Consider the following 23,613-nt stretch of genomic DNA (forward strand, 5'->3'; position numbering starts at 1 on the left):
CGTCTCAATCCGTCCCTCCGCCGGCCGCTATCGAGGGACGGAGGAGAGCGTGATGTCAGCGACCGAAGAAATGCAGGCGACCACCGCGAGCGGCGTCGCCCTGCCGGATGCGCCGGTGGGGCTGATGCGGCTGGACGCGGCCGCGCGTGTCGTGGCCGCCAACCGCGCGGCCTGGGACCTGTTGGCCCTGGCGCCGGAGCAGGTACTGGGCCAGTCCTGCGAGATCCTCTGGGGATTGCCGCCGTCGGTCCTGCACGACGAAGAGGGCACGTGGCATGCGCCTGGGAGCGATCCCGCGCGGCGCATCCGCTACCAGGCCGATCGCGACGGGGAGGGTTGGCTGCTCTCGCTGCCGCATCCCGAGACAGCCGCGATGCTGCGCGATGTCGCGCGGCTGGCGCAGGACGAGAATCCCGCAGTCGTCGCATCGCCCGCATTGCAGACGCTCGCGCAGCGCATGGCCGATGCGGCGCGTGAGCGCGCGCTACTCGAACGCATCGGCGAACTGCTGGGAAGCTGCGATCTCGATCTGGCGCTACCGCCGGACCAGGCCCCGCATGCCGTGTCGCGGCAGATCGCCGCCGGCTTCGGCAACCTGGCCGAGGCGATCCGGCAGGCTGTCTCGCTGTCGGTACAGGTGGCGGCGGAAGTTCCGCACCTGGTAGGCGAAAACAGCGAGTTGCTGGACCAGTCCCAGGCACAGGTCGCCGCGCTCGACACTGTGCTCGACGCGACGCGGCGCCTGCTGACGGGGTTGCAGGGCGCAGGCGAAGAACTGCAGGCGGTCATCCAGGTTGCGGCCAGCGCCGACAGCAGCGCGCGCCACGGCATGGACGCGGCACGCCAACTGGGCGAGGCCATGCGGGAAGTCGAGCGGCGCTCCGCGCGGGCGGGCGAGGTCATCGAAGTGATCGACGCCGTCGCCTTCCAGACCAACATCCTCTCGATCAACGCGAGCATCGAAGCGGCGCGCGCCGGCCCCGCCGGACGCGGCTTCGCCGTGGTCGCGACGGAAATCCGCCGATTGGCCGAGCAGGCGGCGACGGCGGCGCGCGACGTGCGCGTGATCCTCGACGAAAGCGGCCGTGCGCTGGGCGAAAGCGCTGCCTCGGCCGAGGCCACCGGCCAGGTACTGAGCGGCATCGGCGACCTGCTGGCGCGTGCGAGCAAGGCGATGGAGTCGGTGGTCGAACGGGTGTCGGCCCAGGACGGCGAGATCACCTCCATCGATGCGGCCGTCGAGCGTGTCGCCGCGTTGAGCCGAAGCAACCTGGAGCACGCGGGCCATGTCGCTGCGCGCGGCCAGGCCCTGGCGCAGGGTACGGATACGCTACGCGACTGCGTGGGCCTGTTCCGCCTGCCGGCCGATCCGCTTGGCCATCGTCGCCATGCGCGGGTCCGCGACCTGGCGCAGGCCGCGGCCGCGCGCGTCGGCGAAGCGCTGGGGCAGGCCTTGCACGACGGACGCATCCACGAGGACGCCCTGTTCTCGCGCGACTACGCGCCGATCCCCGGCGTGACGCCGCCCAAGTTCACCACGCCCTTCGACGGGCTGTGCGATGACGTGCTGCCCGCGCTGCAGGAGCCGGTCGCCGCACGGCATCCCTGGATCGTGTTCGCCATCTGCGCCAATCCCGATGGCTACGTGCCCACCCACAACCTGCGCTTCAGCCAGCCCCTCACCGGCGATCCGGCGCAGGACCTGGTCGGCAACCGCACCAAGCGCCTGTTCACCGACCGGGTGGGCCGCACGGTCGGCGCGCACACCGACCCCTACCGACTGCAGGTCTATCGTCGGGATACGGGCCAGATCATGTTCGACCTGTCCGTGCCGGTGTACGTGGCCGGGCGCCACTGGGGCGGATTCCGGGTGGGCTATACCCTGGAATGACGTCGTCCCCCGGCGGTTTGTGCTCTAATTCGCCCCGAAGCGGGGGTATCGCCGGCCGGGCCGGTGATTGAGACAGACCCTTCGAACCTGATCCGGTTGAGACCGGCGTAGGGAAGCTTCGCAGGCTGCGCCGCGTTGCCGTGTCGCCCCCCCGTGGGCCCGCCCTCCGTCCGCCGCCGCGCCGCCGCTTCGTCCCGTGATGCGAATCCCTCGCAAGAGCCCGCACATCCACGTGCGGGGATTAAAAGGACGATGCCGATGAATGCCATTCCCAAGCCCGCCGCCGACCTGCTGCAGCAGACCGGACAACTTTCCGAGTCCGTGACGCGGCCCATTCCGGGTTCGCAGAAGATCTTCGTCGAGGGCTCGCGGGCAGACATCCGGGTGCCGATGCGCGAGATCACGCTGACGCAGACGCCGACCATCTTCGGCGGCGAGGAAAACCCGCCCGTCACCGTGTACGACACGTCCGGTCCCTACACCGATCCGGCCGCGACCATCGACCTGGCCGCCGGCCTGCCCGCGCTGCGCGCGAAGTGGATCGAGGAACGCGGCGATACGGAGCAGTTGGAAGGACTGAGTTCGACCTTCGGTCGCGCGCGCGAACACGATGCGAAGCTCGATGCGGTGCGCTTCCCCAACCGCGTGCTGCCGCGGCGCGCCAAGGCCGGCGCCAACGTCAGCCAGATGCACTACGCCAAGCGCGGCATCGTCACGCCCGAGATGGAATACGTCGCCATCCGCGAGAACCAGCGGCTCGAGGCGGTGCGCGAGGCGCACCTGTTGGTACAGCATCCGGGCGAGAGCTTCGGGGCGAGCATCCAGAAGCTCATCACGCCGGAGTTCGTGCGTGACGAGATCGCGCGCGGCCGCGCCATCCTGCCGAACAACATCAACCACCCGGAAAGCGAGCCGATGATCATCGGCCGCAACTTCCTGACCAAGATCAACGCCAACATCGGCAACTCCGCGGTGTCGTCCGGCATCGCCGAAGAAGTGGAGAAGCTGGTGTGGTCGATCCGCTGGGGCGGCGACACCGTCATGGACCTGTCCACCGGCAAGCACATCCACGAGACGCGCGAGTGGATCATCCGCAACTCGCCGGTGCCGATCGGCACCGTGCCGATCTATCAGGCGCTCGAAAAGGTGGACGGCCGCGCCGAGGCGCTGACCTGGGAGATCTTCCGCGACACGTTGATCGAACAGGCCGAGCAGGGCGTGGACTACTTCACCATCCACGCCGGCGTGCTGCTGCGCTATGTGCCGCTGACCGCCAAGCGCGTGACCGGCATCGTGTCGCGCGGCGGTTCGATCATGGCCAAGTGGTGCCTGGCGCACCACAAGGAAAACTTCCTCTACACGCACTTCGAGGACATCTGCGAGATCATGAAGGCCTATGATGTCGCCTTCAGTCTCGGCGATGGCCTGCGTCCGGGCTGTATCGCCGACGCCAATGACGCCGCGCAGTTCGGCGAGCTGGAAACGCTGGGCGAACTGACCAAGATCGCGTGGAAGCACGACGTGCAGACCATGATCGAGGGCCCCGGCCATGTGCCGATGCAGCTGATCAAGGAGAACATGGACAAGCAACTGCGCGAATGCGGCGAAGCGCCGTTCTACACGCTCGGCCCGCTGACCACCGACATCGCGCCCGGCTACGACCACATCACCAGCGCGATCGGCGCGGCGATGATTGGCTGGTACGGCACGGCGATGCTCTGCTACGTCACGCCGAAGGAGCATCTGGGCCTGCCGAACCGGCAGGACGTGCGCGACGGCATCATGGCCTACAAGATCGCCGCGCACGCCGCGGACCTGGCGAAGGGCCATCCGGGCGCACAGGTGCGCGACAACGCCCTCAGCAAGGCGCGCTTCGAGTTCCGCTGGGAAGACCAGTTCCACCTCGGCCTGGATCCGGAGAAGGCCAAGGAATTCCACGACGAGACCCTGCCCAAGGACGCACACAAGCTGGCGCACTTCTGCAGCATGTGCGGTCCGCACTTCTGCAGCATGAAGATCACCCAGGACGTGCGCGACTATGCGTCGGAGCACGGCGTGGACGAGCAGCAGGCGCTGGCCGACGGCATGGCGGAGAAATCGGCGGAGTTCCTGGCGCAGGGCGCGCAGGTGTATCGTCAGGGCTGAACCGCGGCGCAGGTCCGTTGCGACGGATCGGCCCGGGGATGCGTAAAGGTGGAAAGGGGGCCGCCGATCGCGGCGGCCCGTGCCGAACCTCCGGAGACCCTGCCATGAGCCCGATCATCCGCCTGACCCGCCGAAGCCTGTTGCTGGCTGCCACGCTGCTGCTGGCCGCCTGCGCCACGGGTCCCCGCGTCACCAGTGACGTGGACCCGTCCGCCAACTTCGCCCAGTACCGCAGCTTCGCGTTCTACACGCCGCTGGCGATCGAGAGTCAGGGCTATGCCACCCTCACCAGCGGGCGCACCAAGGACGCAGCCCGCAGGCAGATGGAGGCGCGCGGTTACGTGTACGACGAAAAGTCGCCGGACCTGTGGGTGAATCTCAACGCCTACATGCAGGAAAAGACCGACGTCATCAGTACGCCGGAAGTGGACTACGACTACTACTACAGCTACCGGGCGCGGCGTTACTTCGCGGTGCCGTATTGGCGCGACCGCACCGATGTCTACAAGTACACCGAGGGGACCCTCAACGTGGATCTGGTGGACGCGAAACAGAACCGCCTGGTGTGGACGGGCGTGGCCGTCGGCCGGGTCGGCCGGACCAAGCCGGAAGAGCGCGGCGCCAAGATCGACGCGGCGATCGCGGAAATCTTCATGCGCTACCCCTACCGTGCCGGCAACGGCGCCGCGGCGGTGGCCCCGTGAAGGGCGGCGGCAGCGGCATCGCCAAAGCGGGCATCGGCTTCGGTACGGCCCTGGCGATCACGATCTCCTGGAGCGCCAACAAGTCGCTGCTCTGGGCCGTGATCCACGGCGTGCTGTCGTGGATCTATGTGGTGTACTACGCGTTGGTCTACCACTTCAAATGACCCCATGACGATGCCAAGGAGCTGGCTGCGCTGGCTGGCCACCGCGAGGCAGCACCCTTCGGCGTTCCTGCTGGTGGTGCAACTGGCCGGGATCCTGCTGTATCCGGTGATGGAGGACACGCAGGCCGGCCGCGCCTTGTTCGGCGCGTTCGGCATTCTGGTGCTGGCGCTGGCGCTCTGGGTCGTCAACCGGAGCACGGCGGTGAACTGGATCGCCTGGTCGCTGGCAGTGCCCTCGGTCTTGCTGTCGCTGTCGGCAGCGCTGTTCGACCAGCCGTCGCTCGGCGTCTACGCCCACTTGCTTGAAAGCGGCCTGTACTTCTACACGGCCGGCAGCCTGATCGCCTACATGCTGCAGGACCACTCAGTCACCAGTGACGAGTTGTTCGCCGCTGGCGCCACCTTCACGCTGCTGGCGTGGGCGTTCGCGTTCGCGTTCTCGGTCTGCCAGCAGTGGTATCCGGGCAGTTTCACCGCCGCCGTGGACCCCACTTCGGCGCGCAGCTGGATGGAACTGCTGTTCCTGAGCTTCAGCCTGCTCTCGGGCGTCGGCCTGAGCGACGTGGTGCCGATCCTGCCGCAGGCGCGCGCGTTAGTGATGCTGGAGCAGTTTGCAGGCGTCATGTACATCGCCGTCGTGGTGTCGCGGCTGATCGGGTTGACGATGCTGCGCCTGCCCAGGAAACCCGACTGACGGCACGGGAGCCGTAACGCCTATTCCGGTACCATCCGCGGCCTGAAGCCTGTACGGGACCGGTCATGAAGCTAGACGCCCCCTTCATCCAACTGCCGATGCGCTACGACGCAGACCGGCTGGCTCAAGAGGTCCTCGCGATCGGCGAAAGTGCCTGGCGCGAGCACCCGCAGAAATTCGCCGGCAATTCCATGCTGCCGCTGGTGGCTGTGGATGGCGATCCGGCCAACGAAGAGTTCGCCGGCCAGATGTGTCCGACCCCGGAACTGGAGCGTTGCCCCTATCTGCAGCAGGTGCTGGCCAGTATCGGCACGACGGTGGGCCGGACCCGGCTGATGCGCCTGTCCGGCGGCGCGGAGGTGAAGCGTCACGCGGACCAGGGCTACTACTGGGCCGAGCGCGTGCGCGTGCACGTCCCGATCATCACCCAGCCTACGGTGCGCTTCGAGTGCGATACCTCGGCGGTGAACATGGCGGCGGGCGAATGCTGGATTTTCGATACCTGGCGGCAGCATCGCGTGCTGAACCAGGACGAGCGGCAGCGCATCCATCTGGTGTGCGATACGGTCGGCGGCGAGCGCTTCTGGACCCAGGTGCGCGCAGGCCGGCGCGTGCAGGCCGATGCGACGGCGGTGCCTGAGGGTTGGATGCCTGCGCTGGTCGACTACCAGCCCGGCGCCACGCCAACCATCGCCTTCGAGCACTACAACGTGCCCGTCGTCATGACCCCTTGGGAATTGCGCCGCCACCTCGAGTTCCTGCTGGACGAGTCCGCGCCATTCCCGCAGCTGGATGTCGTGCGCCATATGGTCGAGCGCCTGTGCCGCGACTGGCGCGCGCTCTGGGCAGCGCACGGAGCTGAAACCGCCGCGCTGCCCGACTACCGCCGCCGCATCCAGCAGTTCGTGCAGGAGGCGCGGCCCGCCGTAGGCACGGCCGTGCTGCGCAACGAACTGCCATTGATGCCGGCCATCATGCTCATGGCCGTGCGGCCGGCGGTGATGGACGCGCCTGGGGCGCAGGCGCCGGGCAGGCCACGCATGGCGCTTGGAGCCATGGCGTGACGTGGGGATCTTCGGCCGATCGCGCCGCCGCGGATCCCCTGTTCGATCGCCCCATCTTCATCCTGTCTTCGCCGCGGTCGGGCTCGACGTTGCTTTTCGAGACGATCTCGCAAGCGCCCGCGCTTTACACCATCGGCGGCGAGAGTCACCAGATGATCGAGCAGGTGCCGGGACTCGCCCCTCGCGATAGGCAGTTCGACTCGAACGTATTGACCGAAGACGAAGCGACAGAAGAGCGCGTCGCCTCGCTGCGGCGGCATTTCCATGCAGCCCTGCGCGACCGGTCGGGCCAGCGTGCGCCGGCGGGGCGCGTGCGGATGCTGGAAAAGACACCAAAGAATGCGCTGCGCATCCGTTTCCTGCGGCGGGTGTTCCCCGAGGCCCGATTCGTGTTCCTGTATCGCGACGCCCGACAAACGCTCTCCAGCATGATCGACGCTTGGCAGTCGGGTCGCTTCCGCACCTATCCGGGCCTGCCCGGGTGGCCGGGCGAGTTCGCCTGGTCGTTGCTGCTCGTGCCTGGATGGCGCGAATTGGTGGGTAGACCTTTGCATGAGGTCGTGCGTGTGCAATGGGAGCGCACGCTGAACACCATCCTCGACGATATCGCGGACGTGCCGCCGGAGCGCCTCACTACGCTCGACTACGACGTCTTCCTGCGCCAGCCGGGCGTCGAGGTCAAGCGCATCTGCGCTGCGCTCGACCTGCCCTGGGATCGTGAGCTGGGCGCCGCGTTGCCCCTGTCCCGCTATACGCTGACCCGACCGGCCCCTGACAAGTGGCGCAAGCATGCGGATCTGATCGAGCCGATGTTGCCGGGGCTGGAACCGACCATCCGGCGCGCGAAGGAAGCGGTGGAAAACGGCGCCCGCTGACGAGTAGGCCTGGAAATGAAGAAGGCCGCCTTTGGCGGCCTTCCCCACGCGCGGCATCGCGGATGACGCCTCAGAACTTGTGCTTCTCGTCTTCCGGCTGCGCGGCCTGGCGGGCGATGGCGTCGACCAGCACGGCCTTGGCCTCGGCGGCGTTGCCCCAGCCGTCGAGCTTCACCCACTTGCCCTTCTCCAGGTCCTTGTAGTGCTCGAAGAAGTGGCCGATGCGCTCCAGCCAGTGCGGGCTCACCTGGTCGATGTCGCTGATGTGGCTGTACCCGGCGAACACCTTGTCTACCGGCACTGCGAGCAGCTTCTCGTCGCTGCCGGCTTCGTCGCTCATGCGCAGCACGCCGACCGGGCGGCAGCGGATCACCGAGCCGGGGATCAGCGGCAGCGGCAGCACGACCAGTACGTCGGCCGGGTCGCCGTCGCCGCACAGGGTGTGCGGGACATAGCCGTAGTTGCAGGGGTAGCGCATGGGCGTGGAGAGGATGCGGTCGACGAAGATCGCGCCGCTGGCCTTGTCCACTTCGTACTTCACCGGCTCGGCATCCTTCGGGATCTCGATGATGACGTTGATTTCGTCCGGCGGGTTCTTGCCGGCGCTGACCAGATCCAGGCCCATGGGGTGCTCCGAGGGGTACGTGAAAGAGGGCCCGCATTTTACGCACATGGCTGCTGCGGCGCAGCAGGCCCGGCACCCGGGTGACCGGCTGTCGGTGTGCGCCACGTGATTCAGCCTGTCTTACAGCGTCCGCGCCCTAGAATCCGCCGCCCATGCAACTCCTCCGACCCGCCGCCGGCCTCCTGCTGACGGTGCTGGCCCTTGCCAGCGCCGACGTTGGCGCGCGCACGGTCTATCGGTGCGTGCGAGGGGGCACCGTGAGCCTGGCCACGGCCCCGGAACCCGGCTCCAAGTGCACGGCCAAGGAGATCGACGACAACGCGGTCAGCACCCCGAACCTGTGGGGCTCGATGGGGGTGTTCAGCGGCACGCTCTACGAGCGCGAGCAGGACGGGCAGAAGGTCTACTCCACCCGCAACCTGCCGGGGTCCACGCCCTACCTGAAGTTCACCGTGCAGACGCCGCCCGGCGAGCCCGCGCACCCGGGCCTGGGCCGGGTCGGCAAGCCCCGCCTTGATCGCTACCCCTCCGAATTCAAGGCCGCCGCCCGTCAGACCGGCGTGGACGACGCCTGGCTGCGTGCCGTGGCGCACGCGGAAAGCGACTTCGACGCCAAGGCGGTATCGCCCAAGGGCGCGATGGGCGTGATGCAGCTGATGCCGGACGTGGCCAAGGAATACGGCGTGGCCGATCCGTTCTCGTCGTCCGAATCCATCAATGCCGGCGCGCGCCACATGCGCCAGCTGATGAAGCGCTACAAAGGCGATCTGACGCTGGTGGCTGCGGCCTACAATGCCGGCATCGGCACGGTGTCGCGCTATGGCGGCGTGCCGCCCTACGCGGAGACCCAGGAGTACGTCTCCAAGGTGACTGCGCTGTACGAGCTGTACCTGCGCGCCATGGGCCGCAAGCAGGCGCCCGAACGCCCGGCGCTCTGAGGCCAGCTCCCGGAGACGTTCAGCCCGCATCCGGGTCCTTCACTCGACGTGTGCGCACCTGCGCCTAGCGTTGCTCCAAGCCCGGACCGCCCCACTCCGGGAGGAGCGCATCATGAAGAACCGTCGCGTATTCAGCGCGCCTTCGGTGGCCGTGGCCGAAGCGGCGATGCGCCGCGCCGTCGGCGCGGGCATCGATCCCGAACATGCGGCCCTCGTGGGCCGGTCGGAAATCGAAGTCGAGCAGGTCCCGGACAGTGAAAAAGAGGCCGCGCCCACCGACTTCAAGCCGGCGGCGCTGCGAGGCCTCATCGGCGGTGCCTTGCTGGGGCTTGTCCTGGGCGTGGCGGCCATGCTGGTGCCTGCCGTCGGCATCCACGCGGCGGGCGTCGTGGTGTGCGTCGTGATCGGCGGCTGCGTCGGCATGTGGGCGGCGTCGCTCGCAGGGTCGGCGGTTCCGAGTGAGGTCCGTCGCGACTACAGCCAGCAGATCGAGGCCGGGCGGGTGTTGTTGGTGATCGATGATCCGGACGAGGACCGGCTCGAGCGAGCCTGCGCCACAGTCCTGCAGACGGCGGGCGTCTATCGGCTGCAGGTGTTGCCCCACGGGCTGCTGCAGTAGCGGCGACCCCACCGTATGATCGAGGCTCCTGAAAGAGGAGCCCCTTCATGCGTCGTCGGACGATCGGATTCATGTTGGCCTTGTGCATCGGTGGTGCATGGGCAGCGGACGCTGCGCAATGGGAAAAGTTCGGTGCCGACGTGCCTGCAGGCCCGGTGATACCGCTGGCGCAGGCGCTGGCCGATCCGGCCGCGCACGAAGGCCAGGCGCGCGTCTTCAGTGGCCGCGTGGTGGATGTCTGCCAGAAGAAAGGGTGCTGGGTGATGCTGGAGGACGCGGGGCAGGGTGCGCGCGTGCTCCTCGGTGATCACGCCTTCTATGTGCCCAAGGACGTGCGCGGCCCCGCCCAGGTGCATGGCGTGCTGTCGAAGGTGGCCCTGTCGCCGGCGGCTCGAGAACACACTGCGAAGGAAACCTCGCCGGGCGCGCAGGTGCCCACGGTCGAGTACCGCATCGTCGCCGATGGGGTGCAGGTGCTGGCCGACGATCCCGGGGCCTGAGCGCCTTTCAACCGAGCAACTGTTCCGACGGCACGATGTGCCGACCCGGACGTGCATCCAGGGCCGCGTCCACCAGGACTGACGCGACGCGCTCCGGCGGCACCACCCGGTAGCGACGCGGCAGGAGGGGGCCCAGGGTGCCGAAGACGCGTTGCGCCCACCGTTCGCCCGCACGATGCTGCGCGCGATCGCCGCCGAGCAAGCCAGGCCGCAGCAGGGTGAGCGAATCGAACCCGATCCCTTCCAGGGCCTGCTCCAGTTCGCCCTTGGTGCGCGAATAGAACACGCGTGACGCCGGATCCGCGCCCAAGGCCGAGACCAGCGCGAAAGCACGTGCGCCATGGGCGTGGGCCAGCCGCGCGACCGCCAGTGGGTAGTCGTGGTCCACGCGGTGGAAGGCCGCCTGCGATCCGGCATCGCGGATCGTGGTGCCCAGGGCGCAGGCAACGTCGTCCACGCGCCACCACGCGGCGTCGCCGGGCAGCGCCTCGAAATCCACCACCGGGTTGAGCAGTTTCGGGTGCGCGGGCAACGGCCGGCGCGTCGGCGCGATCACCTGGGCCACGCGCGGCGAAGCGAGCGCGTGGGCCAGGGCGGTCTGGCCGATGAGGCCGGTGGCGCCTGCCAACAGGAGACGGCTCATGCGGAGATTCCATGTCGCGGGGGACCCATCATGCCAGTCGGGCGCATCCGTGACTGACGCTTCGGTTACGCTTCCCTGTCGGCCACGAACCCGGCGCCCGGAGCGCCACGCCATGCCTGCCCACTGCGTTATCGCGCCTGCCCTCGAGCGCATCCGGGAGCGCATCCGATGAATCTGCCGCTCCATTACGGCGTGCTGGGCGCGATCGAGGCCGGACTGATCGCCTTCATCATCGGCCTGCTGAGCTTCCTCTTTTGGCACTGGCTCTGCGATCGCCAGCGGTGGTCGATCGGGCACGCGGTGGGCTGGGCCTGCGTCACCGCCGTGCTCATCGGTGCAGGCATCGATACGTGGAACCTGTTCTACCTGGGCATCAGCCGACTGGAGTCGCCGTTGTACGCGCGCCTCGCGTTGCAGGGCATCCATGACGCCGAATCGTTGGGTTCCCGCGTGGTCCTCGAAATTGCCGGCGCACTCATCGGTGTCACCCTCGGTTGGCAATGGTTCAGCAAAAAAACGGCGGACGAGACGCCGCCCAAAAGCGTCGAAAAAACGGACGCGTAACTTCAATCTCTGCGCGACGTCACGCATTCGACGACGACGTTACGACGTCGTCACTGGTGCCTAACACCTGGCTAGCCGATGCGATATCGCATGTGGTTAAGCGTGCGTGCACGTTCATTTCCAAGCGCATTTTCCGTTCACGCGCGCGGTTGCAAGGTGGGGTCGTGCGCAATCGGACGCACTTCCTACAGACGGAGCACTGACATGACCAAGAACACCCGCACGCCGCTGATCGCCCTCGCTGCCCTGAGCGCTGCACTGGCGATGCCGCTGGCATTCGCTCAGGAAAAAACCGAAGACGCCGCCACGCAGCAGGAGCAGCAGACCGAGCCGACGACCGACCAGGCCACCGGTTCCGCCACGCAGAGCCCAACCCAGAGCACGCAGTCGGCCCAGGGCGCCAAGCAGGGCTGGGCTGATGTCGACACCAACGCCGACGGCAACATCAGCAAGGAAGAAGCAGCGGCCAACCCGGGCCTCAGCCAGGTCTTCGACCAGGCCGATGCCAACACCGACGGTTCGCTGACGGCCGACGAGTACAAGGCGTTCGTGAGCAAGAACTACGGCGAGCAGAAGTAAGCCTCCACGCACCGCGTGACGCCGCGCCGCTGCGCGTTGCACGCATCACCGGAAGGGCGGCCGGCGTGCCGCCTTTTCCACTTCATGCGTCCCGCCTGCCGCGGTAGTCGGTTGGCAGGGCGACCAGGGAAGTCCCATGACGCAGACGACATTCCGTACCACCGGCCTCATCGCTGCACTTGCGTGGGCCGCAAGCACCGCCTCCGTGCCCGCCGCATTCGCGCAGGACGCTTCGCGCACTGATGACGCGCCGTCGAACCCGCCGCACAGCACGCCTGCCCCCTCATCGCCGAGGCCATTCGAAGAACTCGACGCGAACGCCGACGGCGCCATCAGCAAGGACGAAGCCGCCGTGGATCCGCCCCTCGCGCAGGCGTTCGGCACGCTGGACACCGATGCCGACGGTCGCCTGACGCCTGAAGAATACGCGGTCTACGCGCACGGCCAATCCTGACCCTTCCCCTTCTGGAGAACACCCATGAACATCCGACTCCATCGTTTGCTCGACAAACCGCTGTTGCTGCTGGGCACCGCCGTACTCGGTGCCGGTCTGCTGACGGCCTGTGGCCCGAAGCCGGAAGACACGCCGGCCGCTGCGGCGCCGGAACCGGTCGAAACTACGCCGCCGGCCGATGTCGCACCGCCGGCCCCGACGCCGGCCGATCCGACCATGCCCACCGATCCGAACGCGCCGCCGACCGATCCGAACCTGCCGCCGCCGGCCAACCCGAACGCGCCTGAGACCACTCCGCCCCCCGCAGACGGCAGCACGACGCAGCCGGCCAGTGGCGGTTGAGCCCAAGCGCGGCCTGCGTATCGCCGCGTACGAGTTGATGGCCGCCTCCGGGCGGCCATCTTCATTCGGCGGGAAAGGTCGGCTGTTATCCTGCGCGCCCCTCCAGCAAGACTGCAGGCACTCGATATGGCGCGTATCCAATGGGTCGGCTTCGACGGCGACGACACGCTCTGGAAGAGCGAGGATTACTACCGCCAGGCCGAAGCGGACTTTGAGGCGATCCTCGGGGCCTACGTCGATCTTGCCGATCCGCGCACCCATGGCCACCTGCTGGAGGTCGAGCGCCGGAACCTGAAGATCTTCGGCTATGGCGTGAAGGGCATGACGCTATCGATGCTGGAAACCGCCATCCAGCTGACCGATGAACGCATCAGTGCGCGCGACCTGCATCGGGTGATCGAGATCGGGCGTGCCACCCTGCAGCATCCCGTCGACTTGCTGCCCGGCATCCGCGAGGCGGTCGCGCAGATCGCGGCCGACCACGAGGTCGTGCTGATCACCAAGGGCGATCTGTTCCACCAGGAAGCCAAGATCGCGCAGTCCGGGCTCGCCGATCTCTTCCATCGCATCGAAGTGGTGTCCGAGAAGGATGAGGCCACGTACGCGCGCGTGCTGCGCGAGCTCGACGTGGCACCGGAGGCGTTCGCGATGGTCGGCAACTCGCTGCGTTCGGATATCGAGCCCGTGCTCGGACTGGGCGGTTGGGGCATCCACATGCCGTATCACGTGACCTGGGCGCTGGAGGCCGAGCACGGCGTCGCGCATGATGCTCCCCGCCTGCGGGTGGTGGAGGGCGCCGACCAGCTGGCCGCCGCGCTCGCCGCGATCGAGGCCACGCCGCGCGCATGACGCACCCGCGCCGGTCCTGCGGCACAATGCCCGCGTGAAACGCACGCTGCCCATCCTGATGCTGCTGGTCTGCCTGGCCGTCGTCGCGCCTGCAAGCGCGCAGGACGCGTCGACCTATACACCGGCGAGCGGCGATGCCGCCGTGGATCGGCACCTCATCGACATCAACGATTACGCTGCCCGTTATCCGGCCGCCTTCGCCGACGAGATGTCGCGCTACTACGCCGTGCCACGCGCGTATGTCGAGGCAATGCAGCAGCAGCCGGACTGGACCGCGGGCGACATCTTCATGGCCTGCGCACTTGCGCAGATCGTCGGCCAGCCCTGCCGCGCGGTCGTGCGCGAATGGTCGCGCGATCATGCCGGTGGCTGGAAAGCCGTCGCCGGCCGCCTGCAGGCCGAGCCCGGCAGCCCGCAGTACCGACGCCTGCGTAGTGCGCTGGAAGCGACCTATCGCCGCTGGGATCGGCCGCAGCCGTAACGACGCCCGCGCGCCGGCGTTACTGCGGCTTCTTCGCGTACATGATCAGCAGTACGAGATCTTCGTCGCCGTCCTGGCGGATGGCGTGGGTGCTGCCGGGGCGGGTCAGCATCGCATCGCCCGCCTGCACAGGCTGCGCCGTGCCGTCGAGCTCGTACACGCCACGTCCGCTGAGCACGTAATAGATCTCGTCCTTGTGGTGCTGGTGCAGGCCGATGCCCGCGCCCGTGTGCAGCACGCGCTTGCGGAACTCGAAGCCGAGCGCGGGTGCATCGCGGAAGAACGGGTACGCCGTGGTCGCCCCGGCGCCGCCGTGCGGACCGGGCTGCGACGTAGCGATGTCGCGCTCGTGCACGACGAGGGACGGGTTCGGCTGCGCCTTGCGGTCGGTGAGCGCGGTGGCAGGCGCACCGCAATCGGTGTCGCGAGTGACGTGGCGGGCGAGCGACGGATCGGCCTGCTTCCAGCCCGCCACCACCAGGCACGCCACCATGACGGCGCCGCGTTGCTGGAAGTGGGTGTCGTCCTGCTGGTCCTGTTCCGGCACGTGCATGTAGTACGCCTTGCTCGCCTCGTCACCGGCAGCGCGTAGCCAGTCCATGCTCAGCGCAGTCAGGTCGATCAGGCCGAGCTGCTCGCGCTGCGCCAGATCACGCACGGCCTGTGCATACAGCCCGTGCGTATCGAGCAACTGCCCGCGGTCGAACTTCCGTCGCGCCACCGGCGCCACGAGGATCGGGGTCGCACCCTTCTCGCGCGCGAGCACCACGTAGCGCATCAGCCACTCGGGAAACGCGCGCTGTGGTTCGGTGTAGCGCGTGGGGTCCTCGATCTTCTCGTCGTTGTGGCCGAACTGGATCAGCAGCACGTCGCCTTTGCGCATCGCCTTGGCCATGCCATCGAACCAGCCTTCGGCGATGAAGCTGCGCGAACTGCGGCCACTCTGCGCGTGGTTGCGGACCACGTAGGCGTCGAGGGCGAGGAAGCCCTGCAGCTGCTGGCCCCAGCCTTCGCGCGGTGCGCGCTCCGGACCGTAGTGGCTGGCGGTGGAATCGCCGGCGATGAAGACCTGTCGCGGGGAGCCCGCAAAAGCGGGCAGGCAACAGGTGAACAGCATCATGAGGGCAAGCCGGTACAACATCGGGGATCTCAGCCTGTTCCTTATGGGAGCGACGTCAGTCGCGATGACGCACCTGCATGTCGGCTTCGCGACTGACGTCGCTCCCACGACAGTCTGCGTGAAGGCGCGCCTCAGCGCGCCAGCCAGCCGCCGTCGACGGGGATGATGGCGCCGTTGACGTAGTCCGATGCACGCGACGCGAGGAACACCGCCGTGCCGCCCAGGTCGGAGGGCTCGCCCCAACGGCCGGCCGGGATGCGATCGAGGATCGCCTTGTTGCGGTCGGCGTCCGCGCGCAACTGCGCGGTGTTGTCCGTGGCCATGTAACCCGGTGCGATGGCGTTGATGTTCACGCCCTTGGCGCCCCACTCGTTGGCGAGCAGGCGGGTGATGCCGGCGATGCCCGATTTGCTCGCCGTGTACGACGGCACGCGGATGCCGCCCTGGAACGACAGCATCGAGGCGATGTTGATGATCTTGCCGCTGCCCTGCGCGATGAAGTGGCGGCCCGCGGCCTGCGACATGAAGAACGCGGACTTGATGTTGACGTTCATCACGTCGTCCCAGTCCTTCTCGCTGAAATCCACGGCGTCGGCGCGACGGATCAGGCCCGCGTTGTTCACCAGGATGTCCAGCCCGCCAAGCCCTTCCACGGTTTCCTTCACCAGCCGCTCGACCGGATCGATGCTGATCAGGTTCGCTTCCAGGTTGAGGAAGCGGCGTCCGAGCGCGCGCACCTTCTCGCTGGTTTCCGCGGCTTCGACGATGCCCGCCGCGGCGATGTCGGCGCCGGCTTCGGCCAGCGCCAGCGCGATGCCCTGGCCCAAGCCGGTGTTGGCGCCGGTCACCAAGGCGACCTTGCCTTCGAGACTGAAAGGATTGCGTGCCATCGTGTGTTCCCCTCGGATGTTGGGTGGCGCGGTTACTTGAGCTGGCAGATGTCCAGCACGTGCATGTCGGTGTAGTCCAGGTTCTCGCCGCCCATCGCCCAGATGAAGGCGTAGTTGCTGGTGCCCGAACCCATGTGGATCGACCACGGCGGCGAGACCACGGCTTCGTCGTTCTGCACGACGATGTGGCGCTGCGCTTCCGGCTCGCCCATGAAGTGGTAGACGCGGTCGTTGTCGGCCAGGTCGAAGTAGAAATAGACCTCGCTGCGACGGTCGTGCAGGTGCGGCGGCATGGTGTTCCATACGCTGCCGGTCTTCAGCACGGTCAGGCCCAGCAGCAGCTGCGACGACTGGCAGGTGGCCGGCACGATGAACTGGTAGATCGTGCGCTCGTTGCTGGTTTCCAGGGCGCCGCGCTCCAGCGCCACGGCGTCCTTGATCGACAGCTGCTTGATCTCGAAGCGCGCGTGCGCCGGCGTCGAGGTCAGGTAGAACTTGGCCGGGTTGGCCGCATCGTCGGATTCGAACGCCACGTCGGCGCTGCCCATCGCCACGTACAGGCCATCCTTCGGCCCCAGCACATACGTGGTGCCGTCGACGGTGACCTTGCCCGCGCCACCGCCGACGTTGATCACACCCAGTTCGCGGCGCTCCAGGAAGGGCTTGCCGGCGGCCGACGCCGGTTCGGTCTGACGCGGCAGGTCGACCTTCTTCGACACCGGCGCGGCACCGCCGATCACGAAGCGCTCGTTGTGCGAGTAGTTCAGCTGCACCGTGTCGGCGACGAACAGGTTGCCGATCAGGTAGCGGTCGCGCAGCTGGTCGTTGCTTGCGCCGTCCATCATGTCCGGGTGGGTGGCGTGGTAGGTCTTGCAGAACATGGGCGGAGCTCCGTCGGTGCGGACGCGCCGTGGGGCGGCGTCGGTAAGAGGTGTGGGGCGAATTCTACGGCCTTTGGTAACCGGTGTCATTTTGCGGTGCGGCACTCGAGGCCGTACAAGGCGGCTTACTCCGGCGGTTGCGAGGAGTCGCGGATGATCAGGTGCGGGCGGATGCTGGCGGCCGCGAGCACCGGCGTGCCTTCGGGCTGGATCAGCATGGCGGCGGCGGTGCGGCCGGTATCGCGGGTGTTGCGACGGACCGACGTCAGCGAGGGCCACAGGCGCGACGCCAGCGGGCTGTCGTCGAAACCGACCACCGACAGCTGGCGCGGGATGCTGATGCCGGCGCGCATGGCCACCTTGTAGACGCCGGCGGCCATCTCGTCGTTACCGGTGAAAATGGCGGTGGGACGGTTCTTGCCGGACAGCAGCTTCTCGGCCGCGACCACGCCGGACTCGAAGGTGTAGCCCGCCTCGATGATGCGCGACTTCGGCAGTTCCAGGCCGCGCTTGGCGAGCGCCTGCACGAAACCGTCCGTGCGCTCGATCGAGGAGCGATACGCGCTGGGGCCGGTAATCAGTGCGATATCGGTATGGCCCAGCGACAGCAGGTACTCGGCCGCCTCGGCCGCGCCGTCGCGGTCGTGGGTGACGACCATGCGCTCGGGTGTATCCATCGAGACCGACGCGATCCGTGAATAGCGGCAGCCGATCTCGGCGAGCATGTCGGCCAGCGCCTGATCTTCGGAGGCACGCGGCACCAGCATCACGCCATGCAGTTTCTGCTGCTGGACGAAGCGGCGCACGCCGTCGATGTAGCCGGGGCTGCGGCTGTCGCAGGGATGCACGACCAGCTCGAAGCCGGAGTCGCGCAGCGCGTCCAGCGCGCCGTACTGCATGTTCACGATGTACTGCGCTGTCGGATTGTCGTAGACCATGCCGATCAGGAATGAGCGGCGGAACGCCAGGCCGCGTGCCATCGGATCGGGCACGTAGCCCACGTCCCGCATCAGCGCCTCGACCTTTTCGCGCGTGTCCTTACGGACCAGCGGCGAGTGATTGATGATGCGCGAAACCGTTTTCTTGGAGACACCGGAGAGCCGCGCGATGTCGTTGATGGTCGCGGCCTTGCCACCGGGGGGCAGGGCGGCGGGGCTTTCGGGCTTCTTGCGCGCGGGCATGGGGCGGTGCAGATCCGTTCGTCGGTCGGTGGGATTCTAGCGGCTGGGGGTCAGTCCAGCGCGCGGTAGCGGAAATTACGGAAGTCACCTTTCCCTTGGCCGACGGGTACCGCGAGGATTCAGGGCCGGGACGCCCCCGCTGGCATTGTCGTGCCTGCCGGAGTCCTCCCGCCGCAAGCGCCAAACGGCCGCACCGCTTCGCTCATCCCTTCAGTGCCCGCGGCAGCCACAGCGACAGGTCGGGGAACAGCGTGACTACCAGCAGCACGGCCAGTCCGGCCAACCAGAATGGCCAGATGGTGCGCATGCTCTGCGCGATCGTGATCTTGCCGATGGCGGTGCCGATGAAGAGCACCGAGCCGACCGGCGGCGTGACCAGGCCGATACCGCCGGTGAGGACCAACACCAGCCCGAAGTGGATCGGATCGATGCCGTAGGCGCGGGCGACCGGCAGGAAGATCGGCGTGCAGATCAGGATCATCGGCGCCAAGTCCATGAACGTGCCGAGCAGCAACAGGACCAGCACGATCAGCAGCAGCACCGTGTATTTGCTGTGGGCGATCGATTGCAGTGCGTCGACGGCGGCGGCGGGTACCTGGAGATAGGCCAGCAGCCAGCCGAACACCGCCGCCGTGGCGATGACGAACAGGATCACGCCCGTGGTGCGCGCGGCGTGGGTGACGGTGGCGAAGAACTCCTTCAGCGACAGTTGCCGGTAGAGCACGCTGGTGACCACCAGCGCGTACACCACCGCGATGGCGGCGCTCTCGACCGCGGTGAAGATGCCGGCGCGGATGCCGAAGAAGATCAACCCGACGAGGCCCAGGCCGGGCAGCGCGGCCACCAGACGCAGCAGCACGGCACGCATGCCCGGGAACGGCTCGGTGCCATAGCCGCGCCGGCGCGCCACAGCCCAGCCGGTGAACATCAGCACGACCGTCATCAACAGGGCCGGCACGATGCCGGCCGCGAACAGGTCCGCGATCGACAAGCCGCCGCCCGCCGCAGCGGAGAACAGGATCAGGTTGTGCGAAGGCGGTACGAGCAAGGCCACCAGGGCCGCCGTGATACTCACGTTGACGGCGAAGTCGCGGTCGTAGCCGCGCTTGATCATCTGCGGGATCATGGTGCCCCCCACGGCGGACACGTCGGCGATGGCCGAACCCGACACGCCGCCGAAGAACAGCGAGGACAGGATGCTCACCTGGCCCAGGCCGCCGCGCAGACGGCCGACCAGCGAGGCGGCCAGGCCGATCAGGCGTTCGGAAATGCCGCCGCGCAACATGATCTCGCCGGCGAAGATGAAGAGCGGGATCGCGATCAGCGACGCCGAACCTGTTCCCGACGAGATCTGCTGCACGAGCACGATGCTGGGCAGATCGAGGTAGAGCAGGGTGGCCAGCGATGCGGCGGCGAGTGCGTAGGCGACCGGCACGCCGATCAGCAGCAGGATCGCGAACAGCGAGAAGAGCAGGGTGATCGCCATCGTTCAGCGGGCCTCGTCGGTCGTCGGCGCGCTCAGCACCAGGAACAGGCGGTTGAAGGCGAACACCACCATCAGCGCGCCGCCGAGGGACAGGGGGAGGTAACCGATGCTCTGCGGCATCGACGCACCCGCGATCTTGATGTCGATGCCGTCGAGCAAGAGCACCGTGCCCCAGTACGCCATGACCGCGCCGATCGCCGCGATCACCAAGGGCGAAAGGGCATGCAACGCCTTTCGCAAGCGCGGCCCCACGGCGTCGGCGAGCAGGAAGAAGCCGAAGTGCCGGTTCGTGTGGACGCCTGCGGCGGCGCCCAGGCTCATCGCGGTGGTCAGCAACAGGACGGTGAGTGGCTCGGTCCAGCTGGGCGAATCGTTGATCACATAGCGCGCGATGACCTGCCAGCCCTGCACCAGCACCAAGCCCAGCAGGGCGACGACGGCGAGCGTGATGGCGGCGTTCGAGATGAAATCCATGCCGCGCTGGAGCGGCGTGGCGGGAACAGGGGGCGTGTCTTCGGACATCGTCGGGCTCTCAGGCGAGGTCGCGGATGCGGCGGTACAGGGCGTCGATGGCCGTGTCGCGACGGTATTCGGACAGCAACGGTGCGGAGGCGTGGGCGAACGCGGTGAGGTCGGCCTCGTTGTGCTGCACGCCGGCGGCGGACACCGCTTCACGCGCCTTGGCCTCCGAGGCATCCCACAGTGTCCTCATCACCCCAACCGACTGGCGTGCGGTCTCGATCAACAGCTCGCGGTCGCGCGCCTGCAGGCCATCCAGCGTGCGCTGCGACACCAGCAGCACGTCCGGCGCATACGAATGATTGGTCTGTGACCAGTAGCGGGCGGCTTCGAAATGTCGGCTGGAATGGAAGCTGCGGATATTGTTTTCCGCGCCGTCGATCATGCGCGTCTCCAGCCCGGAGAACACCTCGCCCAGCGAGAGGGGCGTGGGATTGGCGCCGAACAGGCGCAGCATGCGGATGAAGATGTCCGATACCGGCACGCGGACCTTCAGGCCATGCAGGTCTGCCGGCACGCGGATGGCATGTTTGGTGTTGTAGAAACAGCGTGCGCCCGAGTCATAGATCGCCAAGCCGACCAGTCCGCGCCGCGCGAAGCCATCCAGCACCGCCTGCCCGACGCCTTGGTCCATCGACCGACGCATGTGCTGGACCGAATCGAAGACATAGGGCAGGCACAGTGCCTGAGTCAGCGGGAAGGCATTGTTGAGCGCGCCGGCATACACGCGGGTCATGTCGATGGCGCCGAAGCGCGCCATGTCGATCGCTTCCGATTCGCGTCCCAATTGGCCGGAGTGGTACTGGCGCAGTGTCACGCGTCCGCCCGTCTCGCGTGCCATCGTTTCGCCGATCCAGCGCACCGCCTCGACGGTGGGGTAGTCCTTCACGTGGACATCAGTGGCGGTCAGCACGTGCCGGCCCTCGTCCGCCAGCACGCGGCTGCCGGCCAGCGGCAGCGTTGCCGCCGCGCCAACACCGGCGGTCAGGAAACGACGACGGTTCATCATGCGCGCCAGTCTCCCTCGTCCTGGGCCGTGGCGGCCACGGCCCGGCACGTGATGCTGCCATGGCCGTCGAAGTCGATGCGCGCGAGCTGACCCGGCCGGATGTCGTGGATGCCGGTGGCGTTGCCGGTGGCGATGTACTCGCCCGCCTTCAGCGGACGACCGCGGCGCGCCGAGCGCGACAAGGCGAAGGCGAATGCGGCGCGCAGGCCGCCGGGCAAGGTCGTGGCGCCGCCCTGGCCGACCTGCGTGCCATCGATCCAGGTGCTGCAGGTCAGCGAGGCGTCGCTGCGCGTGGCCCAGTCGGGAATCTCCGCGCCCATCACCAGGCCGTTGTTGTTGCCGAAGTCGGACACAACGACGCGCGGGCCCAACTGGTTGATGGTGGCCAAGGGACTGCTGGCGACTTCCATGCCGATGAAGAGCGTGGACGGGACCGCCGCCGCTTCCTCCGGCGTCCAGTCGGTCTTGCTGGCCGGCGCGTCAGCATCCAGGCGCAGCACGTATTCGGCCTCGACGGCGCCGAAGCCGCCATCGAACACCTGGAATTCTTGCTGACTACCGGTGGTCATTTGAAAGGCGCGGGCGAAGATCGGGCCGAGCAGGCGCTCGTCCTCGGAGGCGTCGCGGCGCTCCGGCGCGATGTAGCCGACCTTCCATCCCACCACGCGGTCCGGCCATTGGGCGATGGCGAAGTCCTGAACCCGGTATGCGGTCACCAGATCGGCAGGAATCTCGCCAGGAAAGCCGGGAAGCGCGCGGCCCTGGCGGCGCGCAGCGACGAAGCTGTCGGCGATGCTCGCCAGGTCCGGGGCCTGCGCACGTTCGCGGGCCAGGGCGCTGCTGTCATTGCTCAAGTGGGTTCTCCCCGCTCCGTTTGTTGCACTGCCGAGTGACAGCGCCGCTGTGGCCTGTATATGGTAAACCGGTGTCATTGACAATGTGCACTGCCGCAAAAACCCCACCCGATGTCACGATGCATCGATCCACTCCTGGGAGGGAGCCAATGCTTCACATCCGTATCCCCCGGCGGGCCGTCACGCGGCTGCTGGCCTTCATGCTGCTGGTGGCCGCGATGGCCACCGCCTGGGCGGCCGACACGCGACCGCTGGCCTTCCCGGGCGCACAAGGCAGTGCGGCGCAGACGCCGGGTGGACGTGGCGGCGCTGTGCTGCGCGTGACCACGCTGGCGGCCGACGGGCCCGGCTCGTTCAAGGCCGCCCTGATGGCGAAGGGCCCACGCACCGTGGTGTTCGAGGTTGGCGGCGTGATCGATCTCGGCATGACGGAACTCCGCATCACCGAACCCTTCCTCACGATTGCCGGACAGACGGCGCCGCACCCGGGTGTGACGATCATCAAGGGCGGGCTGACCATCGCCACGCACGACGTGGTGATCCGGCATATCCGTATCCGCCCCGGCGACGGTGGCATGGCGAAGCGGTCGGGCGACATCGATGCGATCACCACGGTGCGCGGCGCGCATGACGTGATCGTCGACCATTGTTCGCTCACCTGGGCGACGGACGAGAACCTGTCGGCCTCCAGTACGCGCTTCAACGGCGAAACCGAAGCCGAGTGGATGGCCAATGCTTCGCGCAGGATCACCTATAGCAACAACATCGTCGGCGAGGGCCTGGCCAACGCCACCCATCCCAAGGGTGAGCATTCGAAGGGCTCGCTGATCCACGACCACGTCAACGACGTGCTGATCGTCGGCAATCTGTACGCGCACAACTACGAGCGCAGCCCGCTCTTCAAGGGCGGCGCGCGCGGGCAGGTGATCAATAACCTGATCTACAATCCGGGCCAGCGGGCCATCCACTACAACCTGATTGCCGAGGAATGGCTGGGCCATCCGTACTCGAAGGGCGAGATGGTCGTCCGCGGCAACGTGATGCGCGCGGGTCGTTCCACGGAGCCGCTCGCCTTTTTCATGATCGGCGGGTCGGGCGACCTGGATCTCTACCTGCAGGACAATCTCGTCGTCGATCGTGTCGGCAACAAGAGCATCCCCGACACGGGTAGTTACACCACTGCGCCGTTGAAGCTCAACCGGGTGAAGGGCGCGCCCGCATTGCCGGCCGGCGTCACGCTGCTGCCCTCCGAGAAGGTGCAGGATGCCGTCATCGAGAACGTTGGTGCCACGCCGTGGAACCGCGACTTGATCGACCGTCGTATCGTCGCCGACGTCATCGAGGGCCGGGGCGAGATCATCGACAGCCAGGAGCAGGTCGGCGGGTACCCGCAGTACAAGGAAGCGCGCAAGCCGTTCGTCGAGAGCGACTGGAATATGGACACGATGGAGCCGAGATCCGGCGACTACCCTCGCGGTGAACCCCTGCGCTGACGTTCTGCGTTTCAGGAAAAGGGCCCGCCACATGGCGGGCTTTCTTTTA

27 protein-coding genes and 1 riboswitch are annotated in these 23,613 nt (G+C 67.6%); of the genes, 17 read left to right on the forward strand and 10 right to left on the reverse strand.

Annotated elements, in window-relative coordinates:
- The first annotated feature begins 52 nt into the window (after positions 1 to 52).
- The 7 genes from AC23D6_RS02820 (at position 53) to AC23D6_RS02850 (ending at position 7,537) form a co-directional block, all read left to right on the forward strand.
- Positions 53 to 1,891 (forward strand): methyl-accepting chemotaxis protein, encoded by a 1,839-nt coding sequence (locus AC23D6_RS02820; RefSeq protein WP_487751323.1) that lies wholly within the window; start codon positions 53 to 55, stop codon positions 1,889 to 1,891.
- 31 nt (positions 1,892 to 1,922) lie between these two features.
- A riboswitch (TPP riboswitch) is annotated at positions 1,923 to 2,023 on the forward strand.
- A gap of 126 nt (positions 2,024 to 2,149) precedes the next feature.
- The gene (thiC, locus tag AC23D6_RS02825) at positions 2,150 to 4,036 is read left to right on the forward strand and encodes a phosphomethylpyrimidine synthase ThiC (RefSeq protein ID WP_487751324.1); all 1,887 of its coding nucleotides are present in this window, start codon (positions 2,150 to 2,152) and stop codon (positions 4,034 to 4,036) included.
- A gap of 104 nt (positions 4,037 to 4,140) precedes the next feature.
- Positions 4,141 to 4,740: a DUF4136 domain-containing protein gene (locus AC23D6_RS02830; protein ID WP_487751325.1), complete on the forward strand. Its 600-nt coding sequence runs from the start codon at positions 4,141 to 4,143 to the stop codon at positions 4,738 to 4,740.
- Entirely contained in the window at positions 4,737 to 4,904 is a 168-nt protein-coding gene (locus AC23D6_RS02835) for a hypothetical protein (protein WP_487751326.1), read from the forward strand. Before AC23D6_RS02830 ends, AC23D6_RS02835 begins: the two co-directional genes overlap by 4 nt.
- Before the next feature lie 4 nt (positions 4,905 to 4,908).
- Positions 4,909 to 5,598 carry an ion channel gene (locus AC23D6_RS02840; protein ID WP_487751327.1) on the forward strand — a complete coding sequence of 230 codons (690 nt, stop codon included), beginning with the start codon at positions 4,909 to 4,911 and terminating at the stop codon, positions 5,596 to 5,598.
- Positions 5,599 to 5,663: 65 nt separating this feature from the next.
- On the forward strand, positions 5,664 to 6,662 hold the full coding sequence (locus AC23D6_RS02845; protein ID WP_487751328.1) for an aspartyl/asparaginyl beta-hydroxylase domain-containing protein: 999 nt from the start codon (positions 5,664 to 5,666) through the stop codon (positions 6,660 to 6,662).
- Positions 6,659 to 7,537, forward strand: a complete 879-nt coding sequence (locus AC23D6_RS02850) for a sulfotransferase family protein (protein ID WP_487751329.1) — start codon at positions 6,659 to 6,661, stop codon at positions 7,535 to 7,537. Before AC23D6_RS02845 ends, AC23D6_RS02850 begins: the two co-directional genes overlap by 4 nt.
- A 70-nt stretch (positions 7,538 to 7,607) precedes the next feature.
- Here AC23D6_RS02850 and ppa read toward each other — a convergent pair whose 3' ends face one another.
- Positions 7,608 to 8,162 carry an inorganic diphosphatase gene (gene ppa / locus AC23D6_RS02855; protein WP_055937232.1) on the reverse strand — a complete coding sequence of 185 codons (555 nt, stop codon included), beginning with the start codon at positions 8,160 to 8,162 and terminating at the stop codon, positions 7,608 to 7,610.
- A gap of 152 nt (positions 8,163 to 8,314) precedes the next feature.
- Here ppa and AC23D6_RS02860 point away from each other — a divergent pair, with 152 nt between their 5' ends.
- From AC23D6_RS02860 to AC23D6_RS02870, 3 genes are all read left to right on the forward strand, one after another.
- The gene (locus tag AC23D6_RS02860; RefSeq protein WP_487751330.1) at positions 8,315 to 9,100 is read left to right on the forward strand and encodes a lytic transglycosylase domain-containing protein; all 786 of its coding nucleotides are present in this window, start codon (positions 8,315 to 8,317) and stop codon (positions 9,098 to 9,100) included.
- A 112-nt stretch (positions 9,101 to 9,212) separates the two neighbouring features.
- Entirely contained in the window at positions 9,213 to 9,719 is a 507-nt protein-coding gene (locus AC23D6_RS02865) for a hypothetical protein (RefSeq protein WP_487751331.1), read from the forward strand.
- A gap of 47 nt (positions 9,720 to 9,766) precedes the next feature.
- Entirely contained in the window at positions 9,767 to 10,219 is a 453-nt protein-coding gene (locus AC23D6_RS02870) for a DUF4920 domain-containing protein (RefSeq protein WP_487751332.1), read from the forward strand.
- A 7-nt stretch (positions 10,220 to 10,226) separates the two neighbouring features.
- On the opposite strand, the gene AC23D6_RS02875 is transcribed toward AC23D6_RS02870, so the two are convergent.
- The gene (locus tag AC23D6_RS02875; protein ID WP_487751333.1) at positions 10,227 to 10,862 is read right to left on the reverse strand and encodes a Rossmann-fold NAD(P)-binding domain-containing protein; all 636 of its coding nucleotides are present in this window, start codon (positions 10,860 to 10,862) and stop codon (positions 10,227 to 10,229) included.
- Positions 10,863 to 11,030: 168 nt separating this feature from the next.
- On the opposite strand from AC23D6_RS02875, the gene AC23D6_RS02880 reads away from it, so the two are divergent.
- The 6 genes from AC23D6_RS02880 to AC23D6_RS02905 all read left to right on the forward strand — a co-directional run bounded on the left by AC23D6_RS02880 (position 11,031) and on the right by AC23D6_RS02905 (position 14,131).
- Positions 11,031 to 11,426, forward strand: coding sequence for a hypothetical protein (locus AC23D6_RS02880; RefSeq protein WP_487751334.1), 396 nt, complete (start codon positions 11,031 to 11,033; stop codon positions 11,424 to 11,426).
- A gap of 204 nt (positions 11,427 to 11,630) precedes the next feature.
- Positions 11,631 to 12,005: an EF-hand domain-containing protein gene (locus AC23D6_RS02885; RefSeq protein ID WP_487751335.1), complete on the forward strand. Its 375-nt coding sequence runs from the start codon at positions 11,631 to 11,633 to the stop codon at positions 12,003 to 12,005.
- 136 nt (positions 12,006 to 12,141) lie between these two features.
- Entirely contained in the window at positions 12,142 to 12,459 is a 318-nt protein-coding gene (locus tag AC23D6_RS02890) for a hypothetical protein (protein ID WP_487751336.1), read from the forward strand.
- A 24-nt stretch (positions 12,460 to 12,483) separates the two neighbouring features.
- On the forward strand, positions 12,484 to 12,801 hold the full coding sequence (locus AC23D6_RS02895; protein WP_487751337.1) for a hypothetical protein: 318 nt from the start codon (positions 12,484 to 12,486) through the stop codon (positions 12,799 to 12,801).
- Between the two features lie 126 nt (positions 12,802 to 12,927).
- Positions 12,928 to 13,650, forward strand: a complete 723-nt coding sequence (locus tag AC23D6_RS02900) for an HAD family hydrolase (RefSeq protein WP_487751338.1) — start codon at positions 12,928 to 12,930, stop codon at positions 13,648 to 13,650.
- A gap of 34 nt (positions 13,651 to 13,684) precedes the next feature.
- Positions 13,685 to 14,131, forward strand: coding sequence for a hypothetical protein (locus AC23D6_RS02905; RefSeq protein ID WP_487751339.1), 447 nt, complete (start codon positions 13,685 to 13,687; stop codon positions 14,129 to 14,131).
- A 19-nt stretch (positions 14,132 to 14,150) separates the two neighbouring features.
- Here the strand turns inward: AC23D6_RS02905 and AC23D6_RS02910 are convergent, their stop codons facing one another.
- The 8 genes from AC23D6_RS02910 to AC23D6_RS02945 form a co-directional block, all read right to left on the reverse strand.
- The gene (locus AC23D6_RS02910) at positions 14,151 to 15,272 is read right to left on the reverse strand and encodes a cupin domain-containing protein (protein WP_487751340.1); all 1,122 of its coding nucleotides are present in this window, start codon (positions 15,270 to 15,272) and stop codon (positions 14,151 to 14,153) included.
- Between the two features lie 110 nt (positions 15,273 to 15,382).
- Positions 15,383 to 16,141 carry a 2-dehydro-3-deoxy-D-gluconate 5-dehydrogenase KduD gene (gene kduD, locus AC23D6_RS02915; RefSeq protein ID WP_487751341.1) on the reverse strand — a complete coding sequence of 253 codons (759 nt, stop codon included), beginning with the start codon at positions 16,139 to 16,141 and terminating at the stop codon, positions 15,383 to 15,385.
- A gap of 32 nt (positions 16,142 to 16,173) precedes the next feature.
- The gene (kduI, locus tag AC23D6_RS02920) at positions 16,174 to 17,022 is read right to left on the reverse strand and encodes a 5-dehydro-4-deoxy-D-glucuronate isomerase (protein ID WP_487751342.1); all 849 of its coding nucleotides are present in this window, start codon (positions 17,020 to 17,022) and stop codon (positions 16,174 to 16,176) included.
- Positions 17,023 to 17,147: 125 nt separating this feature from the next.
- The gene (locus tag AC23D6_RS02925) at positions 17,148 to 18,203 is read right to left on the reverse strand and encodes a LacI family DNA-binding transcriptional regulator (protein WP_487751343.1); all 1,056 of its coding nucleotides are present in this window, start codon (positions 18,201 to 18,203) and stop codon (positions 17,148 to 17,150) included.
- Positions 18,204 to 18,405: 202 nt separating this feature from the next.
- On the reverse strand, positions 18,406 to 19,689 hold the full coding sequence (locus AC23D6_RS02930; protein WP_487751344.1) for a TRAP transporter large permease: 1,284 nt from the start codon (positions 19,687 to 19,689) through the stop codon (positions 18,406 to 18,408).
- Positions 19,690 to 19,692: 3 nt separating this feature from the next.
- The gene (locus tag AC23D6_RS02935) at positions 19,693 to 20,211 is read right to left on the reverse strand and encodes a TRAP transporter small permease (protein ID WP_487751345.1); all 519 of its coding nucleotides are present in this window, start codon (positions 20,209 to 20,211) and stop codon (positions 19,693 to 19,695) included.
- A 10-nt stretch (positions 20,212 to 20,221) separates the two neighbouring features.
- Positions 20,222 to 21,217 (reverse strand): TRAP transporter substrate-binding protein, encoded by a 996-nt coding sequence (locus tag AC23D6_RS02940; protein WP_487751346.1) that lies wholly within the window; start codon positions 21,215 to 21,217, stop codon positions 20,222 to 20,224.
- Positions 21,214 to 22,071 (reverse strand): 2-keto-4-pentenoate hydratase, encoded by an 858-nt coding sequence (locus AC23D6_RS02945; RefSeq protein ID WP_487751347.1) that lies wholly within the window; start codon positions 22,069 to 22,071, stop codon positions 21,214 to 21,216. Before AC23D6_RS02945 ends, AC23D6_RS02940 begins: the two co-directional genes overlap by 4 nt.
- Before the next feature lie 149 nt (positions 22,072 to 22,220).
- Between AC23D6_RS02945 and AC23D6_RS02950 the strand changes: the two genes are divergently transcribed.
- Positions 22,221 to 23,564 (forward strand): pectate lyase family protein, encoded by a 1,344-nt coding sequence (locus AC23D6_RS02950; RefSeq protein WP_487751348.1) that lies wholly within the window; start codon positions 22,221 to 22,223, stop codon positions 23,562 to 23,564.
- Positions 23,565 to 23,613: the final 49 nt, after the last annotated feature.

The sequence above is a fragment of the Pseudoxanthomonas sp. G3 genome, from assembly GCF_057654715.1.